Genomic DNA, 14,465 nt, shown 5'->3' with positions numbered 1-14,465 from the left:
GATCAAGTGGAAAGGAGACGTAAATGAAAGTATTTGAAGCAGCCTCGTTTATTTCAGCCGCGGAAAAGCGGGTAAAACAATACGATCAAATTAGAGAACAATTTATCAATCTCAGAAAAGCGTTTCAGGGAATGGCTGACTTAGACGACAGTGAGTTTTCAGGCAAAGGCGCAGACAACATTAAAGCATTCTTCCAAGATCACGCTGGTGTTACAGACAGCTGGCTTAATCTGATCGATATGAAGATTGCGTTTCTTAACAGTATTTCAGGAAAAGTAGCTGATGCCAGATTGGCCGATTCGTTTGTGGAAGAGTCCTTTTTAGAACACGAGCTGATCCATGCGAAGAATAAATCACAAGCTATCATGCAGGAGCAGCGCAATGAAATGAAAGGTATCCTTGATGAAATCAGCGATATTATTCATCTTGATGTTTTCTCTACAGAAGATGTCGATCAAAAGCTTGAGTCAGCAGATAAAAAAAGGAACGATACCATACATAAACTCGGAAAGCTTGATCACGATCTAACGAAAGAATACGCAGAAACCGAGGCAAATGAACATTTCATTCAGGCAGATTTTCAGCAGCTTCAAAATGCCACGGGTAAGGGGGAAAACGCCACTCCGCTTCACTATAATGCCGAGGCGTACAGAGAAAGTGACATCCATAAGAAAAAAGGCGAGATTACAAGACACTCAGACGCCTATTTGACGATTAAGAAGGAAGAAGCGAAAGAGCGGGAAATTAAGGATCTGAAGAAAAAGCTCGCTGATGGAGTAACTGATCCTGATGAATACTTGGAGATTGCGAAGAAGATCGGTTACGAGAACCTTGAACCTTCCCAGCAGCAATATGTGATTAAGCTTGAACAAGCAAAACAGATGGAAGAAGCCGGAGAAGTGACTTGGGATATTTTAAAAGGAGCCGGCGTTGGCCTTTATGATGTCGGGAAAGACACGGTAACCGGTTTATGGGACTTCATAACCGATCCGGGGGAAACGCTGTCAGCACTGGGGAATGCAGTACTTCATCCTGTTAAAACATATGATGCTGTTTCAGCAGCAATCAAGGAATCGTATCAAAAAGATATGGTAAATGGAGATGCGTATTCCCGATCAAGATGGGTGACATATGCAATTGGTTCAGCAGCTGTGGCTGTCGTCGGAACGAAAGGTGCAGGAGCCGTTAACAAAGCTGATGCGGCGGGGAAGGTCATAAACAAGGCAGGGCAGGCAGGGAAGAAAATTAAAGACGTTAAACTTCCAGAACTACTTCCTTATAACTCTAAATATGATCTTGCTCTGGCGGGTGACGTACCATACAATGTGGTTGACAGCCAAAACCTTAAAAATGAACTTTTGACCAATGCAAAGAAAATCCCGGATGGAACGAGAAAGCCATTTACTGGTCAGAAAGTAAATGTCCCTTGGTTAAATAAAGAGAAGTATGAGGCCTATGAAATAGATGGCAAAGTAAAAACAAAAGGGAAAATTAGAGATGTAAGCCGTAGGGTATATACAATGAAAGATATTGATCTTAATCAAAAAAATCGTAAAGGCCTTACGAATCTTCAACTGATGAAAAATGGTAACGCTCCGTTTGCAAAAGATGGGACCCAAATTAATTTGCATCACTTGATTCAAGAAGAACCTGGAAATATGCTCGAGATACCTGAAAGCTGGCATAATAAGTACAGTGATGTTTTACATGGTTTGAAAGGGAATGGACAGAGTTTTAGAAATGACCCAGTACTTGATAAACAATATAAAAGTTTCAGAAGAAGGTATTGGAGATGGAGAGCTCAGCAATTTGAGAACCAAGAATAATGAGGTGAAGGTTTAATGGATTATTCAAAAGTAAAAACTTTCTTTGATGAAAATAAAGAAAATTCAATTCTCACAGGAGGTGTTACTGAAGATCAGATTAAAGAAATAGAAGAGGATCTCAATGTAACCCTTCCAGGCAGCTATAAATGGTTTTTGACTGAGTATGGTTCAGGGGGAGCATACGGGACTATGATACTCGGTTATGACTCTCACGGTGCTGAAGTTGTCGAACAGACCAATGAATATAAAAAGTATTATAACCTTTCTGATGGTCTCGTAGTTATCGAATATGTAGATGAATTTTCTTATTGTCTTGATACTAACAAGATGAAAAATGGTGAATGCCCCGTCATTCTTTGGGATAACCAAGAGGGATATGGTAAACAAGTTAGTAGCACATTCCTAGAGTTTTTAATAGAGGAACTAGAAGAAGCGAAAGACGACTGGATTGAGGATGAAGACTGGGACGCTTAAGCAAAAGTATTACACTTGTGTGATCTATAAAAAATGGTTTTATCCAATAAATAATTTTTTTGTAAATAACTCCAATGGTTTCGTTTAATCTGTTATAATCAAACTGTAAAATATAAACTGGTTATAGTGTATTTCTTTAATAAGAAATGCATAAAATAAAAAGAGTATGGTGTTGATCACACCCCGTCAAAAGGCTTACTCGATGCGGTTTCTTAGTAGACCTATCCCTTCAGGTTTTGAGGCTTAAGGGAGGTCTATTTTTTATTTATATATGTCAACAGGGCGGTTATAAACGACCCGAATGCAAGCATTAACATTAATGCCTGAAATGGTGACATAAGCATCACCCCCCTTTCTATAGGGAGTGAGCAAGACTCCCTTAAGTGAGCATACTTAATGTACAGGAATCATTTATATGTGGTTAAAAACCCATTCAGTTACTAAAATGAAAAGAACCATGTTAGAATCAGGTTCTTTTTTTGTATTTAAGTTAAATACCTCGCTGGAATTACCAATAAATAACATGTGAAATAATACTAAACGGAAGAAATTTGTTATACAAAGGTGAAGCAAACATATACAAATTATGATGCTATACTTGGGCAAAACAGGATAGTGATAGGATGGGACAAATATATTGAAATTCCAATGAACGAACTTCCTTCAAATGAGATTCAAGTTGAAGGACTTGGGAAAAACATGAAAATCATTTACAGCAACGTTGTAAAATTTGAGAGAGGGTGAATGTTATGGAAGGCCTTAATAACTCTTACAACATTACGAAAGACCCTAAGTTTTTAGCATTTTGCAGTTTAGCGACAGAAGGCGCAGGAAGTAATTCGAATCACCAATGTTCAATTAATTTTGATGAATTTAAAGATGCGCTCGAGAACGGAAAAGTGGTTGATAATCAAAACCTTAAAAGCACTTCAGAATTAAATCACCAGTTCGATTACTGGAAATCTAGAATAACGGGTGGACGAGCTGTAACTGAAACAGATAATCAAGTGCTGGATATCATCAAACAAGCATACAATCTTGGAATGGTGACGAAAGATAATATGCTTTTGAGAAATCAAGCCATTAACGCGTATAAAACATCTATTTAATTTAAAATTAAAGCCCCTTCCTGAAAAAGGGGCTTTTGCTTTGCAACTTATTCTTTATGTTTAATCTAAAACCATAAAGTCCTGCACTTTTGTTTCTTCTTCAGGCAAATCAAATTCATTAAGTTTCTTTTTAGTACGAATATCAAAAATCCCCATATAGCCACCAATGCCTTTTTTATTTTCCTCTTGTGAAATCACATAAAGTTTTTGATTTTTAAACTTTGCATTCATATACGGAAATTTTAAATCGAATTTTTCAAAAGAAAAATCTTTATCGTACTCAAGTAAGCAGGCGTATCCGGATTTATTAATATATGTAACGTAAAATTTACCGCTTTTTTTGTCGTAATACACAGCGTCCGCTTGTTCGAGATCATCAGGATATTTTATGAATTTTGATTTCCATGATCCTTTTTCGATTACAGTTAGTTCATGTTCTGAGCTAGCCACAACATATTTTTCAGAGTGATCAAATACATCTCCATAGGAAGCTAATCCAATCGTTTTAATAATCTCTTCTGTTTTTCTATCAATGACGTACAAAGACATTTCTTGAATGACGTAAATATACTTATCATCGCTTTCTCCCATGGTTACTAGGGAGGGCAAAGTCAGGCTATATTTTTTATTGAACTTTTTATCATTTACTTTCAGTTCATTTCCATTTGTGTCGACATTATAGGCTTTTACGGAAATATCCTCTCCTTGATACCAAAAAGCAAATGGATTGGACAATTGATGTTCCTTAATGGTGTTGTTTTTTAATGTGTAATAATATGGTTCATGTTCAGCTAACAAGACGATATCGTCTGAAGAGGGGGTTTTTTTCTGGATATATGGTATATCCGGTACCTTAAAGTATCGTTTATTGAATTTTTCTCCTTGGGATGTGGATATGAGTACGCTTTTCTTGATGAGTGGATTTGAATAGATAAAAAAGATTTTATCCTCGGTTGGATTAATTTTAGAAGTACTTACAGAGTGTTCACCTTTATTTATAAAGAATGCATTGATCAACAATATAACTATTGCACCAATTAGAACTCCTGAAATCCCATATAAAACATAAGACTTTTTCATATAACGCTCCTTATCTTTTATATAAAATAAAAAGACACTTGCAGAATAAATCTGCAAGTAAATTAAATGATTAGGAGCAGACAGTTTTTGATGAGCGGTCAATATCCAGATGTGACAAGTGCTTCTCCATTACTTGTTTAGGTCTGTTCCTTTTGTATTTTTGTATGATTGCCACACAAGTTTAGAGCAATACTATTTATTTGTGCTTTTTTGGTTGCAGCTTTACTACCAAGGACAGCATTTCATAAAGTTTTACAGGTGAACACAGATCATAAAAAAACACCCCCTATGCGGGAGTGCCAAAACATTTATGCGGTTTGCCCTCGGCGTTCCGCTGAGAAGTCATTATGGTGATCAAGCGCGATGTGGATACTGGCTGTATGGCCTCTTCGGGCTTCTTTAAAAACTTTGTGGCCGTCAAGAAGATAATGTCCAACAAGCCCAAGTAAGATAACTAAAAAGATAAAAGCCGATGCAAATTTAAATTTCATAAAGACAATCCCCTCTCTGAATTTGTTTTCGGGCATAAAGCACTTTCTCATAAAAGGCTGTAGCTACTTTATGGTCTTCATTTACATTATAATACATTGCTGCATCAGTCGCTAGGTCTTCCACATCTGAAAGCATAGCTTTTGATTCTAAGTAATCTAAGATTTTAAAAAGTCGTTCTTTGTCATTCTCAACGAATAAACCCATAAGAAAATCAAACATTTTCTCTAATACGTCATCGTTCAAATCCTTTGACAGCATAAGACCTTGTTCACAAACTTGTTTTCCATCAACTGTGTTGGACAACTTAAAGTGCGTTTTTGCCAGCATTAAAAGTATGTCAAGCAGTCGGCTAGAATTGTGAAGAGAATTAGTTTGATAAATTGAGACGCCTTCTTTAAAATACTCCAATGCCTTCTCCATATGTCCTGTTGTAAATGAGCATAAACCGAGATTGTACAAAGAAGAACCTATTAACCGTGGCATATCAATTTCTTGTGCTTGTTTTAATGCATTCATGAAATGCGGTATTGCTTTTTCTGGATACTCCATGTCTAAATAATTCAGACCGATGACGAATGAACATTGGATTACTCTTATTGAGTACGTTTCGTGTGCTTTGTAGGTTTCTATTGCTTGAACGATATGATGCATAGACATGTGGGTTTGCTTCATGTGATAGTACACTTCAGCAACTTTATAGTGAAATTCAGCTCGCTCTATTTCATCGGGGACAATAGATATCTTCTTTTCAGCTCGGTTGTAAAAACTTATTGCTTTAAGATATTCGTACTGTTCAAATTCATACATCCCATGAAAAAAGTTAAAATAATATTCAAGAATTCCTTTTAGATCGCTTTGTTTACTTTCGATCTCTTCTGATAAGTCTGAAATTTCAGGTCGTTCTTCATTCATGGTTTTTGGTTCAAGATAATCAAGCATTAATTGATGTCGAAAACACATGAGCGAATAGTACAACAATAAATCTTGATCTTCTTCCATAAGCTCTATTTCTTGCTTCACTTCTTCCTTCAAGATTTCTGCATCTGCAACACTGAATAACCTTATGTATTTGTACCATTCATTGATTTTTAAGCCAACTTTTGAAGAAGAGATCAATTGCTCCAAAAAAATCACCCTCCTAGTATTTCGTCTGATTATGTAATATTTTATCATAATGTAATATGCTGGGAAGGGTGTTTTTTCTTAATTTCTCAATTCGGTGTGACATGCGATAGAACCCCTCCTCGTTAGAGAAGGATACGTGTTCAGTTTGCTGTTGCTTTTAGTAAGGCAAGCCATTCATCTAATGTTCCTGAGAAACCTTGTTGAACGGCTAATTCATATGCTGATTTTCCATCTTTACCGGCAGCACCAGTAGCTCCTTTAGCTCCAGTACTGCCTTTTTCACCTTTTAATGAAGCTAACCATTCAAAAGTGATGAATATTCAAGGCGGAAGTAAGGGAAATTAACAAAAAAATGTGAGGGAATGTAGATGAAACGATTTATCTTGGTTATACCTTTATTGGCTGCTGTTATTGCCTCTCCAACTCAAATGAAAGCAAGTCCAATGCCTTGTAGTGCAGTACTCGAACCGGTAAATCAAAAACTGAAAAATGCGAAGGGTGCGGCACTAATCTATAAAGTGCAGTTATACCCGCCAAGTGCTGCAAGAACGAATATGAGTATTCTTGCTGTCCACCTTCCTCAGCCATCTTCTTATGGAAGCTACGACGGTTATGAAGGTTTGCCGCCAAAACAGGGGAAATCAGTTGGCGATTTAAACTATATCCGACTCCCGAGGGAGAGAGTCCTAATTGGGCTGGAAGGATTGATTCCATATCAGCTGAAATGACAAATGTTAAAGTGCAAGTGCGCCTTTCAAATTCTAAGACACAAAAGTTGGGACCGAGTGTATTAACAAACAATATTCAATCTTGCTATTAGAAATGTAGAGCTCTTATCAAAGAGAGCAATGCGACTGGATCTTTTGTAAATTGTCAAAAAGGTAATTGATCGAGAAATTCTGGTGAAAAATGAAGAAGAGTCCATTAAGATGGAATGTCTGGAGTCAATTCATCATTTGACAGAAGAGAGCCGGTAAAAGTCGATATTGCGTTTGATTTTGTACATAGAAAGACGGCATAAAAAGAAATGGTTAGCTAAAAAGGCAAAGAGTCAACGCTCTTTACCATCAGGTGTTTTCCTTAAGCGGTCTGCAATATGCTTAATTAAATTCAGCGCAGCAGTCACTAATCCAATAACTAAAACAATTTCAAGTAAGAGGATAAATCCAAAATTTAAACCGCGACTTTCAAAGTAATCATCGGTAAAAAAGAGCAATTGATAAATTCCAAGCATTAGCACAATAAAGGAAGCGCCTATAATCGCCAGAGACTTTTTAGAGAACTCCTTAGTATGGTTGAAATTATAAACCAATAAGAACAAAAATAGACAAGCCATAGCGATCTTATGAGTCAATGAATCACTTGCTGAGAAACCTTGCACAAGTAAGGAGATAATTAATCCGGTCATTCCGATTATTTTGTTCAATATATCACCTGCTTTGTATAAGTATGACCTTAGATGTCAGCTTACCAATTAAAGGTGATATTCTCAACATAATGCAGTTAAAACTTAACTTAAAATCGTAATTTTAAGAACAAATTTAGAGTGGATCATGACATGCTGTTTATTATGCTGTAAACAAACGCAACAATAAATAATGGATAAGAGATAACAGCAATTAGTTTTGAAGATTTGCTCTTTTTTTCAAATGTGTATATTAGTGCAAATCCTAAAAAGAATATTGTGACAAACCAAGAAGAATAGGATGGGTACAATGCAATAAGTAAGACAATAAGAGTGGATAACGCAAAAGAAGAGTCAAGTGTTATTTTCTGATCGTTTTTCAAATAAACCGCCTCCTTACACATATTCCGCCATATAAAAACACTTAAACATTATATTAAGTCAGCATGATTAAATGATAAACATTTTAAGTCAAGAACAAGATAAAGCAATCCGGCATTTCAAGGACAAGCTGAACATGTCTGAAAAACTGTACATATCCTTAGTTAATGTAAACTGCTTATAGATAAGCAAAATGATTAAGCGGAAAGGCTGTATAGACTTATAGAACCTTATATAAACATTAGATCGCTTAAAGAAGGCGATGTGGTTGATCAGCCATTGAATATTTCATGATGCAATTATGCGGTTCTATAGTGGTGAAGACCTCGCCGTGTTCCATTTGTCTAGGGGGAATTTGTTTAAATTCATAAACATGAGGCGTTTTAGTCTGTCATTTCCTAAAATAGTGTTTTATTCTTGTTACAAATATGCAAGAAGGGCGGTTTGAACGTGTATAGAGTGTTTATAATGCTATTAATTTTGTTATGTATAACATTAGGGTGTCAAAACCAACATAGCAAACATTTTATGGAGGCTGAGCAAACTATGGTCGGCTATGTCATTTTAAAAAGAGAGAATCAAGCAATTCTCATACCTAATGAAAAAGCTGATGTTAAAGACTATGAAAATCTTAGTGAAAAAGAGATTATTGAAAAGTATAGATCGGATATAGTTTTACTGGGACTTAGTCAACTTAACAATAAAGATGACTTGAGCAAAGGACAAAAAATTCGTATTTGGTATAAAAAATTAAATGAATCTTCACCTCCAAAAACAAATATATCAAAATTTAAAATTATTCAGTAAGTGGTATTGTTTCCTAGGAATACCGCTGCAAAACTGAAGCGGCATTTTAAACAGAAATAATGTCTTCAAACCTCATCTCATTCTTCATTCGCGGTGGCTTATTCCTGCCCCGAGATTTATTTGACGATTGTTGACTCAGGTGCAGAGAAGGCATATGTCAAGAACACATTTTGAATTACTGGGCACCTTGAATAAAGCCAGCATTCCCATATTTATATGCGAAGAGATCGGTACTGAACGCTGGATAAAGAAAAAAGTAACCATACATTTGAACAAGCTTGCGAGGCTTTGATAAAGAAAGAACAGTCAAGAGACGAACCATTACATACATATAATACTCCTGTGAAAGCGGGGGTGTAGTTTTGGAACCTTACCAACGTTATGAGGAATTGAAGAAGAAAACAATAAAGGTTGTCCATAAAGATAATTACAGTATCCGCTATATAGATCAGGATGAAGCGAGTAATGACTTAGATGAATTTTATAAACAATTTGCTCAGCATTTATTGGAGGCTGCTTTGGAAAGGAGTGCAGAGTAAGCTTCTTTTTTTGATTTATTTGTGGTAAGTATCTTAATAAACGGCTTTATCGGTACTGATGTTAATCACATGCGTTACTTCTTGCAGCAAAGCGGCTTCTGCGACATTTTGTCCGCCGATAAGGTTGGTTTGAATGGCTTCAAAGGGATTATCCTCACATGTCGGAACCTGCTTCAGCGCAGCTGTGTGAAAGACAATATCAACACCTTTCATCACTTGGTTGACTCTTCTGTAGTCACGAACATCGCCGAGCACAAACGACAGTCTTTGTTCATCCGCGTATTTTTGTTTCATCACATATTGTTTGCTGTCATCTTTGCTGAACACAATGACTTTTTTAGGGGTTAAGAGCAAAAGGCGTTTTACTATTTGGCTTCCGATTGATCCTGTTCCGCCTGTGACGAGAACAGTTTTATCGTGAAAAAACGGTTGTAGCTCTACTGCTTGCTGTTTAGGCATGGCTTATCCTCCAACTCTCGTTTCTCTACCATGCATCATATGTTGAACAATTTCAGCGAGTTAATGAAAGAAACCAATAAATCAAAAATTAGAGAAAAACATTAATCTGATGCGCTTTCATATCGCTTTACCCGATTAATAGAATAGAACTTACAAATAAAACAATGTACTAAATATTCATAAAGAATATTTGCTCACGTCAATTTTTTCTCTTCATAAATTCTCACATTTTGACAATCTTCACAAAAACTTAACACTGAACTTCCTGTATGTATTTTACAATTAGAGTGCACGTTCATAAAAGGAGGATGGAAAATGAATCATTCAAAAACACTTTTGTTAACCGCGGCAGCCGGATTGATGCTCACATGCGGTGCGGTTTCTTCCCAGGCCAAGCATAAGCTGTCTGATCCTTATCATTTTACAGTGAATGCGACGGCGGAAACAGAGCCGGTTGATACAGCCGGTGATGCAGCTGATGATCCTGCGATTTGGCTGGACTCCAAGAATCCTCAGAACAGCAAATTGATCACAACCAATAAAAAATCAGGCTTAGTCGTGTACAGCCTAGAGGGAAAGATGCTTCATTCCTATCATACCGGGAAACTGAACAATGTTGATATCCGCTATGATTTTCCGTTGAACGGAAAAAAAGTCGATATTGCGGCGGCATCCAATCGGTCTGAAGGAAAGAATACCATTGAGATTTACGCCATTGACGGGAAAAACGGCACATTACAAAGCATTACGGACCCAGACCGCCCGATTGCGTCAGCAATTGATGAAGTATACGGTTTCAGCTTGTACCACAGTCAAAAAACAGGAAAATATTACGCGATGGTGACAGGAAAAGAAGGCGAATTTGAACAATACGAATTAAATGCGGATAAAAATGGATACATATCCGGCAAAAAGGTAAGGGCGTTTAAAATGAATTCTCAGACAGAAGGGATGGCAGCAGACGATGAATACGGCAGTCTTTATATCGCAGAAGAAGATGAGGCCATCTGGAAGTTCAGCGCTGAGCCGGACGGCGGCAGTAACGGAACGGTGATCGATCGTGCCGACGGCAGGCATTTAACCCCTGATATTGAAGGACTGACGATTTACTACGCTGCTGACGGGAAAGGTTATCTGCTTGCATCAAGCCAGGGTAACAGCAGCTACGCGATTTATGAAAGACAGGGACAGAACAAATATGTTGCGGACTTTCAGATAACAGACGGGCCTGAAACAGACGGCACAAGCGATACAGACGGAATTGACGTTCTGGGTTTCGGGCTGGGGCCTGAATATCCGTTCGGCCTTTTTGTCGCACAGGACGGAGAAAATATAGATCACGGCCAAAAGGCCAATCAAAATTTTAAAATGGTGCCATGGGAAAGAATCGCTGATAAAATCAGCTTTCGCCCGCAGGTCAATAAACAGGTTGACCCGAGAAAACTGACTGACAGAAGCGGAAAATAAACATAAAAAAAGCAGCTTATCCAAGCTGCTTTTTGATGTGAAGAGCGTTTCATGAGAAAGTCTTGGAACGGATAGCCGAAAGCACAGCCGGCAGCCGGTCATACGTGTACGCCGGTACTGTCTCTTGGTAATTAAGCGCCGCGATTTGTTTACGTTCACCCGGGTTTGTCATATAAAATTGGATCTTATCCGCAAAATCTGCAAACCCGCTGTAAGAAACAAATGATGAAAACGGGGGCGCGGGAGAAAGGTCTGTCAGCTGAAAGGCCTGACAAGCCGCAATGTCTAAGCTTCTTGTATTTAAACTGATATTTTCGATGCCGCGTCCGTTCTGATTGAGCGCAAACCGATAAGAACGGTGAGGGTTTAAGACCACGTCTGCGCTGTTGTAATATAATGCGGCACGTTCGGGTGCAATCCATTCATCCATTACGAGCACATTTTGCTGCCTGGCGATTTTTTTAGGCAGATGTCTGCGCCATCCCTTCCCGATAATACGAAGCGTATACGGAAGCTTTGCCGCTGCTTTCACCAGTTCAACGCGGTTCGGATACGGGTATCCGATCAGAAGCAGATTTGTGTGAAGAGAGGCTTCAGCAGGTTGTTTCTTAAAAAGCCGCTGATTAACGGGGATCGGTACATAATATACGTGCTGTAAGCCCATTTGCCGATAAGCATCAAGCGCGTTTTGTTCTATCGTCAAAACGGCATCGGCGAAAGGGGCGATTGTCATGCTCACATCGAAATAAAAAGGATCCTCCGTCATCCATAGATAAACGGGAATCTGTTCTGTCTTCAGCCATTGAAGCCATTCAGACGGAATACGGTCTCCCGTCATCATCAGACTGATGTCTGGTTTGAATGCCCGTATACTGCGGATGGTATCTTCCTCAAACTCAGAAACAGAAAAAAAGCGGACGGAAGACTGTAAAAAGCCTTCCTCGATCCAGCGGTCAAAATACGTGTATATGCCTTTATATCCTGAACGGATATATAAAACGTTCATATGCTGTTACGAAGTGAACGTGACACTTTCAACTTTGTCGACGTCAAGCAATGTTGTAGCAGAGCCTGCCGGTGTAACGGAATTTTCCTGCGTAACAAAAACGATTCCGTGAATTTCGTCAAAGGCAACAAATTGAACCGGGCCGATCATGTCTCCTGAATCCATCACAATGCTGATGACAGTGCCGGGCTGGATTCTTGCAAAAATCCATCTCGCCGCTAATGAAATACCGCTTCCCAATACAGATTGTGCGCTGAGACTGTCTTTCGCCGCTGCTTCATCTACTTTTGCATCAATTGCCGATTCCAATAATTCTTTTACGCTGTTTTTCACGTTATCTCCTCCATCTGTGCCGCCAGATAAAGCGCTGTTGTCAAATACAGGGGCTAAAAGAGTTTTCAATAAGTTCTTTTTAAGCTCCAAACGATCCTCGCTCATGCGGACATACACCTCCTTTAACAATTTCAACCTCACGTTTATTCATATTCCTGATTGAAGAGATTGGTATAAGTCGAATGCCGTTTTGCTTGTGTTTTTTTCAATATTTAATCAAACAGCTGAATTTTCGAATCAGGCTTTGTTTGCCTATGCGGATTGTAAGAGTATGACATACGTTGTATAGATTAAAAAATGAAGGAGAGGAATACTTTGGATTCAGAAGAAACTGTAAAACACGGGGGTTTTGAGGAGGAATTTCAGCTCGTACTGCTTCTTCTTCTTTTGTTATCCCGTCAGCCGTCCGGAGATCATTCAGATTTGCGGCGTCAGCTTGTAATGGCAAAAGAGCTTGGAATTCCTGTATCACGCGTCAATCTGATTAACGGCAGCACACTGCAAAACGTAATTGTCAAAGAAGTGCTGTCAGATTTGGCCGTTTTTCAAAATCCGCTCAATAATACGAGATCAAACGTCGCGATTTCAAGCATCGTCAGCTGGGGTGCTTTTTAATAACGGATATCAGGCTCTGTCTCTTTCGGAGCCGTTTTTTACGTTTTACAGAAGGGGTGACGGGATGGAAAAGAAGATCTCAATTATCTTAACGAGTTACAACAAACCGGATCTTGTGAAACAGGCGATTGAAAGTGTTTTGCATCAGACCTACAGCAATTGGGAGCTGTTTGTGATGGATGATCATTCAAATGAAGAAACCTCGGCTGCCATCAGTACGTATATAAAAGATCCTCGCATATATTATGACAACAGTTTTATCAATCCTGCCGAACGGCTGAAGTCGACCCGGTATGCCGTTTTGATTAATGATGCGCTTTCACGGGCTAAAGGCGAATACATCACTTATTTGACAGACGACACCGTATTTCATCCGGATAGGCTCAGCCGCATGGCGGAAGCGCTTAATCAATGCAGCGGGTTTGATGCCGTCTATTCCAGCCAGAAGGTGATACATGTAAACGGGCGCGGAACAGAACAATTTCACTTCTATCGTTTTGCTGAAGAGGTGCTTGATCAGGCCGCTTTTCTCGTTGATCACTGTTCAGTGATGCACCGGAGATCATTGCTTGAGCGTGTGAAAGAGAAGTTCGGCAGCTTTTGGGATGAAGATGTTATACATTGGAATCACGGAGACTCTGTTTTTTGGAGCAGGCTCAACACATTTACATCATTTCTGCCGATAAAAGAAGTGTTGGATACGACCTATAAAACACCTCACTCATTTCAGAACACGTATCAATCGCTTCCGTCTGTCCTGATCGATGGGTCTTTTGTAAAAGGGACGGACCAGAAAGTATATCAGCTTGACCGAAATAAAAGGAAGCCTGTAAACGAGCGCTGGCATACGTTATATGAAGGGCGAACTGTCGTCATTCCGGATCCGTTTTTATTTCAATATGAGGAAGAGAACTCCGTCAGTATTCCGAATTTTCAGCTCGTCAGGGATCAGTTTCATGTTTATTTTATAGAAGACGGGGAGAAAAGGCTGGTTGATCATAGCGCATTTCGCTTTTACCGATTTAAACGGCATGACATCCCGGCTTTAGAACGGGGCGAAATACAAGCGCTTCCGGACGGTCCGCCGATCAGCAGGGGGACATCGGGCTGTATTCAACATCTGCCCGGGAGAATGCTGTTTCGCATTGAACGGGAATTTTATGTTTATTTGAGAGGGGTTCTCCATCCGATCAGTCATGACGTAGCGAAACGCTTTTTTGCGAATCAGAAGGCGATACCCATTTCCTTTCAGCAAATTAAACAATTACCAATTGGAATGCCGTTCTATCCGGTGTACGATGAAATTATGAGAAATCTCAATATAACAAAAGGTTGAGAGATGCAGTT

Annotated in this window: 17 protein-coding genes and 2 pseudogenes; 10 read left to right on the top strand and 9 right to left on the bottom strand. The window is 38.9% G+C overall.

Annotated elements, in window-relative coordinates; genetic code table 11:
• The first annotated feature begins 23 nt into the window (after positions 1–23).
• Together G4O42_RS10010 and G4O42_RS10005 are read left to right on the top strand one after the other, a co-directional pair.
• A complete protein-coding gene (locus G4O42_RS10010) occupies positions 24–1,826 on the top strand; it encodes a T7SS effector LXG polymorphic toxin (protein ID WP_032873344.1) in 1,803 nt (600 codons plus the stop codon).
• A gap of 15 nt (positions 1,827–1,841) precedes the next feature.
• Complete coding sequence (locus G4O42_RS10005) at positions 1,842–2,300, top strand: SMI1/KNR4 family protein (RefSeq protein ID WP_032873346.1); 459 nt, start codon at positions 1,842–1,844, stop codon at positions 2,298–2,300.
• 254 nt (positions 2,301–2,554) lie between these two features.
• Here G4O42_RS10005 and G4O42_RS10000 read toward each other — a convergent pair whose 3' ends face one another.
• Positions 2,555–2,644: a putative holin-like toxin gene (locus G4O42_RS10000; RefSeq protein ID WP_108017291.1), complete on the bottom strand. Its 90-nt coding sequence runs from the start codon at positions 2,642–2,644 to the stop codon at positions 2,555–2,557.
• Positions 2,645–3,049: 405 nt separating this feature from the next.
• Between G4O42_RS10000 and G4O42_RS09995 the strand changes: the two genes are divergently transcribed.
• A complete protein-coding gene (locus tag G4O42_RS09995; protein ID WP_032873347.1) occupies positions 3,050–3,409 on the top strand; it encodes a hypothetical protein in 360 nt (119 codons plus the stop codon).
• A 60-nt stretch (positions 3,410–3,469) separates the two neighbouring features.
• Here G4O42_RS09995 and G4O42_RS09990 read toward each other — a convergent pair whose 3' ends face one another.
• The 3 genes from G4O42_RS09990 to G4O42_RS09980 form a co-directional block, all read right to left on the bottom strand.
• Positions 3,470–4,489, bottom strand: a complete 1,020-nt coding sequence (locus G4O42_RS09990; RefSeq protein WP_032873350.1) for a YncE family protein — start codon at positions 4,487–4,489, stop codon at positions 3,470–3,472.
• Between the two features lie 308 nt (positions 4,490–4,797).
• Positions 4,798–4,980: a hypothetical protein gene (locus G4O42_RS09985; RefSeq protein WP_003153655.1), complete on the bottom strand. Its 183-nt coding sequence runs from the start codon at positions 4,978–4,980 to the stop codon at positions 4,798–4,800.
• The gene (locus G4O42_RS09980) at positions 4,970–6,106 is read right to left on the bottom strand and encodes a Rap family tetratricopeptide repeat protein (protein WP_032873352.1); all 1,137 of its coding nucleotides are present in this window, start codon (positions 6,104–6,106) and stop codon (positions 4,970–4,972) included. The genes G4O42_RS09985 and G4O42_RS09980 overlap by 11 nt, the downstream gene beginning before the upstream one ends.
• Positions 6,107–6,474: 368 nt before the next feature.
• Between G4O42_RS09980 and G4O42_RS09975 the strand changes: the two are divergent.
• Positions 6,475–6,926, top strand: a pseudogene (locus tag G4O42_RS09975) (YoqH family protein).
• A gap of 231 nt (positions 6,927–7,157) precedes the next feature.
• Here G4O42_RS09975 and G4O42_RS09970 read toward each other — a convergent pair.
• Both G4O42_RS09970 and G4O42_RS09965 read right to left on the bottom strand, forming a co-directional pair.
• Positions 7,158–7,532 (bottom strand): YoqO family protein, encoded by a 375-nt coding sequence (locus G4O42_RS09970; RefSeq protein ID WP_007407921.1) that lies wholly within the window; start codon positions 7,530–7,532, stop codon positions 7,158–7,160.
• 125 nt (positions 7,533–7,657) lie between these two features.
• The gene (locus G4O42_RS09965) at positions 7,658–7,894 is read right to left on the bottom strand and encodes a hypothetical protein (protein ID WP_007407922.1); all 237 of its coding nucleotides are present in this window, start codon (positions 7,892–7,894) and stop codon (positions 7,658–7,660) included.
• 448 nt (positions 7,895–8,342) lie between these two features.
• Here G4O42_RS09965 and G4O42_RS09960 point away from each other — a divergent pair, with 448 nt between their 5' ends.
• The 3 genes and pseudogenes from G4O42_RS09960 to sprB all read left to right on the top strand — a co-directional run bounded on the left by G4O42_RS09960 (position 8,343) and on the right by sprB (position 9,238).
• The gene (locus tag G4O42_RS09960) at positions 8,343–8,699 is read left to right on the top strand and encodes a DUF3221 domain-containing protein (protein WP_032873513.1); all 357 of its coding nucleotides are present in this window, start codon (positions 8,343–8,345) and stop codon (positions 8,697–8,699) included.
• A gap of 187 nt (positions 8,700–8,886) precedes the next feature.
• Positions 8,887–9,059 (top strand): annotated as a pseudogene (locus tag G4O42_RS09955) (hypothetical protein); the annotation flags it as partial.
• A 2-nt stretch (positions 9,060–9,061) separates the two neighbouring features.
• Entirely contained in the window at positions 9,062–9,238 is a 177-nt protein-coding gene (gene sprB, locus G4O42_RS09950) for a recombination directionality factor SprB (protein ID WP_007612049.1), read from the top strand.
• Positions 9,239–9,271: 33 nt separating this feature from the next.
• Here the strand turns inward: sprB and G4O42_RS09945 are convergent, their stop codons facing one another.
• Positions 9,272–9,697 (bottom strand): SDR family NAD(P)-dependent oxidoreductase, encoded by a 426-nt coding sequence (locus G4O42_RS09945; RefSeq protein ID WP_032873355.1) that lies wholly within the window; start codon positions 9,695–9,697, stop codon positions 9,272–9,274.
• A gap of 315 nt (positions 9,698–10,012) precedes the next feature.
• Here G4O42_RS09945 and phyC point away from each other — a divergent pair, with 315 nt between their 5' ends.
• Positions 10,013–11,164, top strand: coding sequence for a 3-phytase (gene phyC, locus G4O42_RS09940; RefSeq protein ID WP_032873358.1), 1,152 nt, complete (start codon positions 10,013–10,015; stop codon positions 11,162–11,164).
• A 49-nt stretch (positions 11,165–11,213) separates the two neighbouring features.
• Here phyC and G4O42_RS09935 read toward each other — a convergent pair whose 3' ends face one another.
• Positions 11,214–12,170, bottom strand: a complete 957-nt coding sequence (locus G4O42_RS09935; RefSeq protein ID WP_032873360.1) for a CgeB family protein — start codon at positions 12,168–12,170, stop codon at positions 11,214–11,216.
• Positions 12,171–12,176: 6 nt separating this feature from the next.
• Positions 12,177–12,608 (bottom strand): hypothetical protein, encoded by a 432-nt coding sequence (locus G4O42_RS09930; protein ID WP_029326144.1) that lies wholly within the window; start codon positions 12,606–12,608, stop codon positions 12,177–12,179.
• 210 nt (positions 12,609–12,818) lie between these two features.
• Here G4O42_RS09930 and cgeC point away from each other — a divergent pair, with 210 nt between their 5' ends.
• Complete coding sequence (cgeC, locus tag G4O42_RS09925) at positions 12,819–13,118, top strand: spore maturation protein CgeC (protein WP_032873363.1); 300 nt, start codon at positions 12,819–12,821, stop codon at positions 13,116–13,118.
• 64 nt (positions 13,119–13,182) lie between these two features.
• Positions 13,183–14,454 (top strand): glycosyltransferase family 2 protein, encoded by a 1,272-nt coding sequence (locus G4O42_RS09920; RefSeq protein WP_032873365.1) that lies wholly within the window; start codon positions 13,183–13,185, stop codon positions 14,452–14,454.
• Positions 14,455–14,465: the final 11 nt, after the last annotated feature.

It is taken from the genome of Bacillus sp. LUNF1, assembly GCF_011008975.1.
Lineage (GTDB): Bacteria > Bacillota > Bacilli > Bacillales > Bacillaceae > Bacillus > Bacillus velezensis.
This window is presented reverse-complemented; position numbering and strand designations above follow the sequence as displayed.

Bases quoted from the DNA above. Each gene is read 5' to 3' on its own strand.
- G4O42_RS10005 (WP_032873346.1), top strand. From the start codon at position 1,842: ATGGATTATTCAAAAGTAAAAACTTTCTTTGATGAAAATAAAGAAAAT.
- G4O42_RS09930 (WP_029326144.1), bottom strand. From the start codon at position 12,608: ATGAGCGAGGATCGTTTGGAGCTTAAAAAGAACTTATTGAAAACTCTT.
- G4O42_RS09945 (WP_032873355.1), bottom strand. From the start codon at position 9,697: ATGCCTAAACAGCAAGCAGTAGAGCTACAACCGTTTTTTCACGATAAA.
- G4O42_RS10010 (WP_032873344.1), top strand. From the start codon at position 24: ATGAAAGTATTTGAAGCAGCCTCGTTTATTTCAGCCGCGGAAAAGCGG.
- G4O42_RS09995 (WP_032873347.1), top strand. From the start codon at position 3,050: ATGGAAGGCCTTAATAACTCTTACAACATTACGAAAGACCCTAAGTTT.
- G4O42_RS09985 (WP_003153655.1), bottom strand. From the start codon at position 4,980: ATGAAATTTAAATTTGCATCGGCTTTTATCTTTTTAGTTATCTTACTT.
- G4O42_RS09920 (WP_032873365.1), top strand. From the start codon at position 13,183: ATGGAAAAGAAGATCTCAATTATCTTAACGAGTTACAACAAACCGGAT.
- phyC (WP_032873358.1), top strand. From the start codon at position 10,013: ATGAATCATTCAAAAACACTTTTGTTAACCGCGGCAGCCGGATTGATG.
- G4O42_RS09990 (WP_032873350.1), bottom strand. From the start codon at position 4,489: ATGAAAAAGTCTTATGTTTTATATGGGATTTCAGGAGTTCTAATTGGT.
- G4O42_RS09935 (WP_032873360.1), bottom strand. From the start codon at position 12,170: ATGAACGTTTTATATATCCGTTCAGGATATAAAGGCATATACACGTAT.
- G4O42_RS10000 (WP_108017291.1), bottom strand. From the start codon at position 2,644: ATGCTTATGTCACCATTTCAGGCATTAATGTTAATGCTTGCATTCGGG.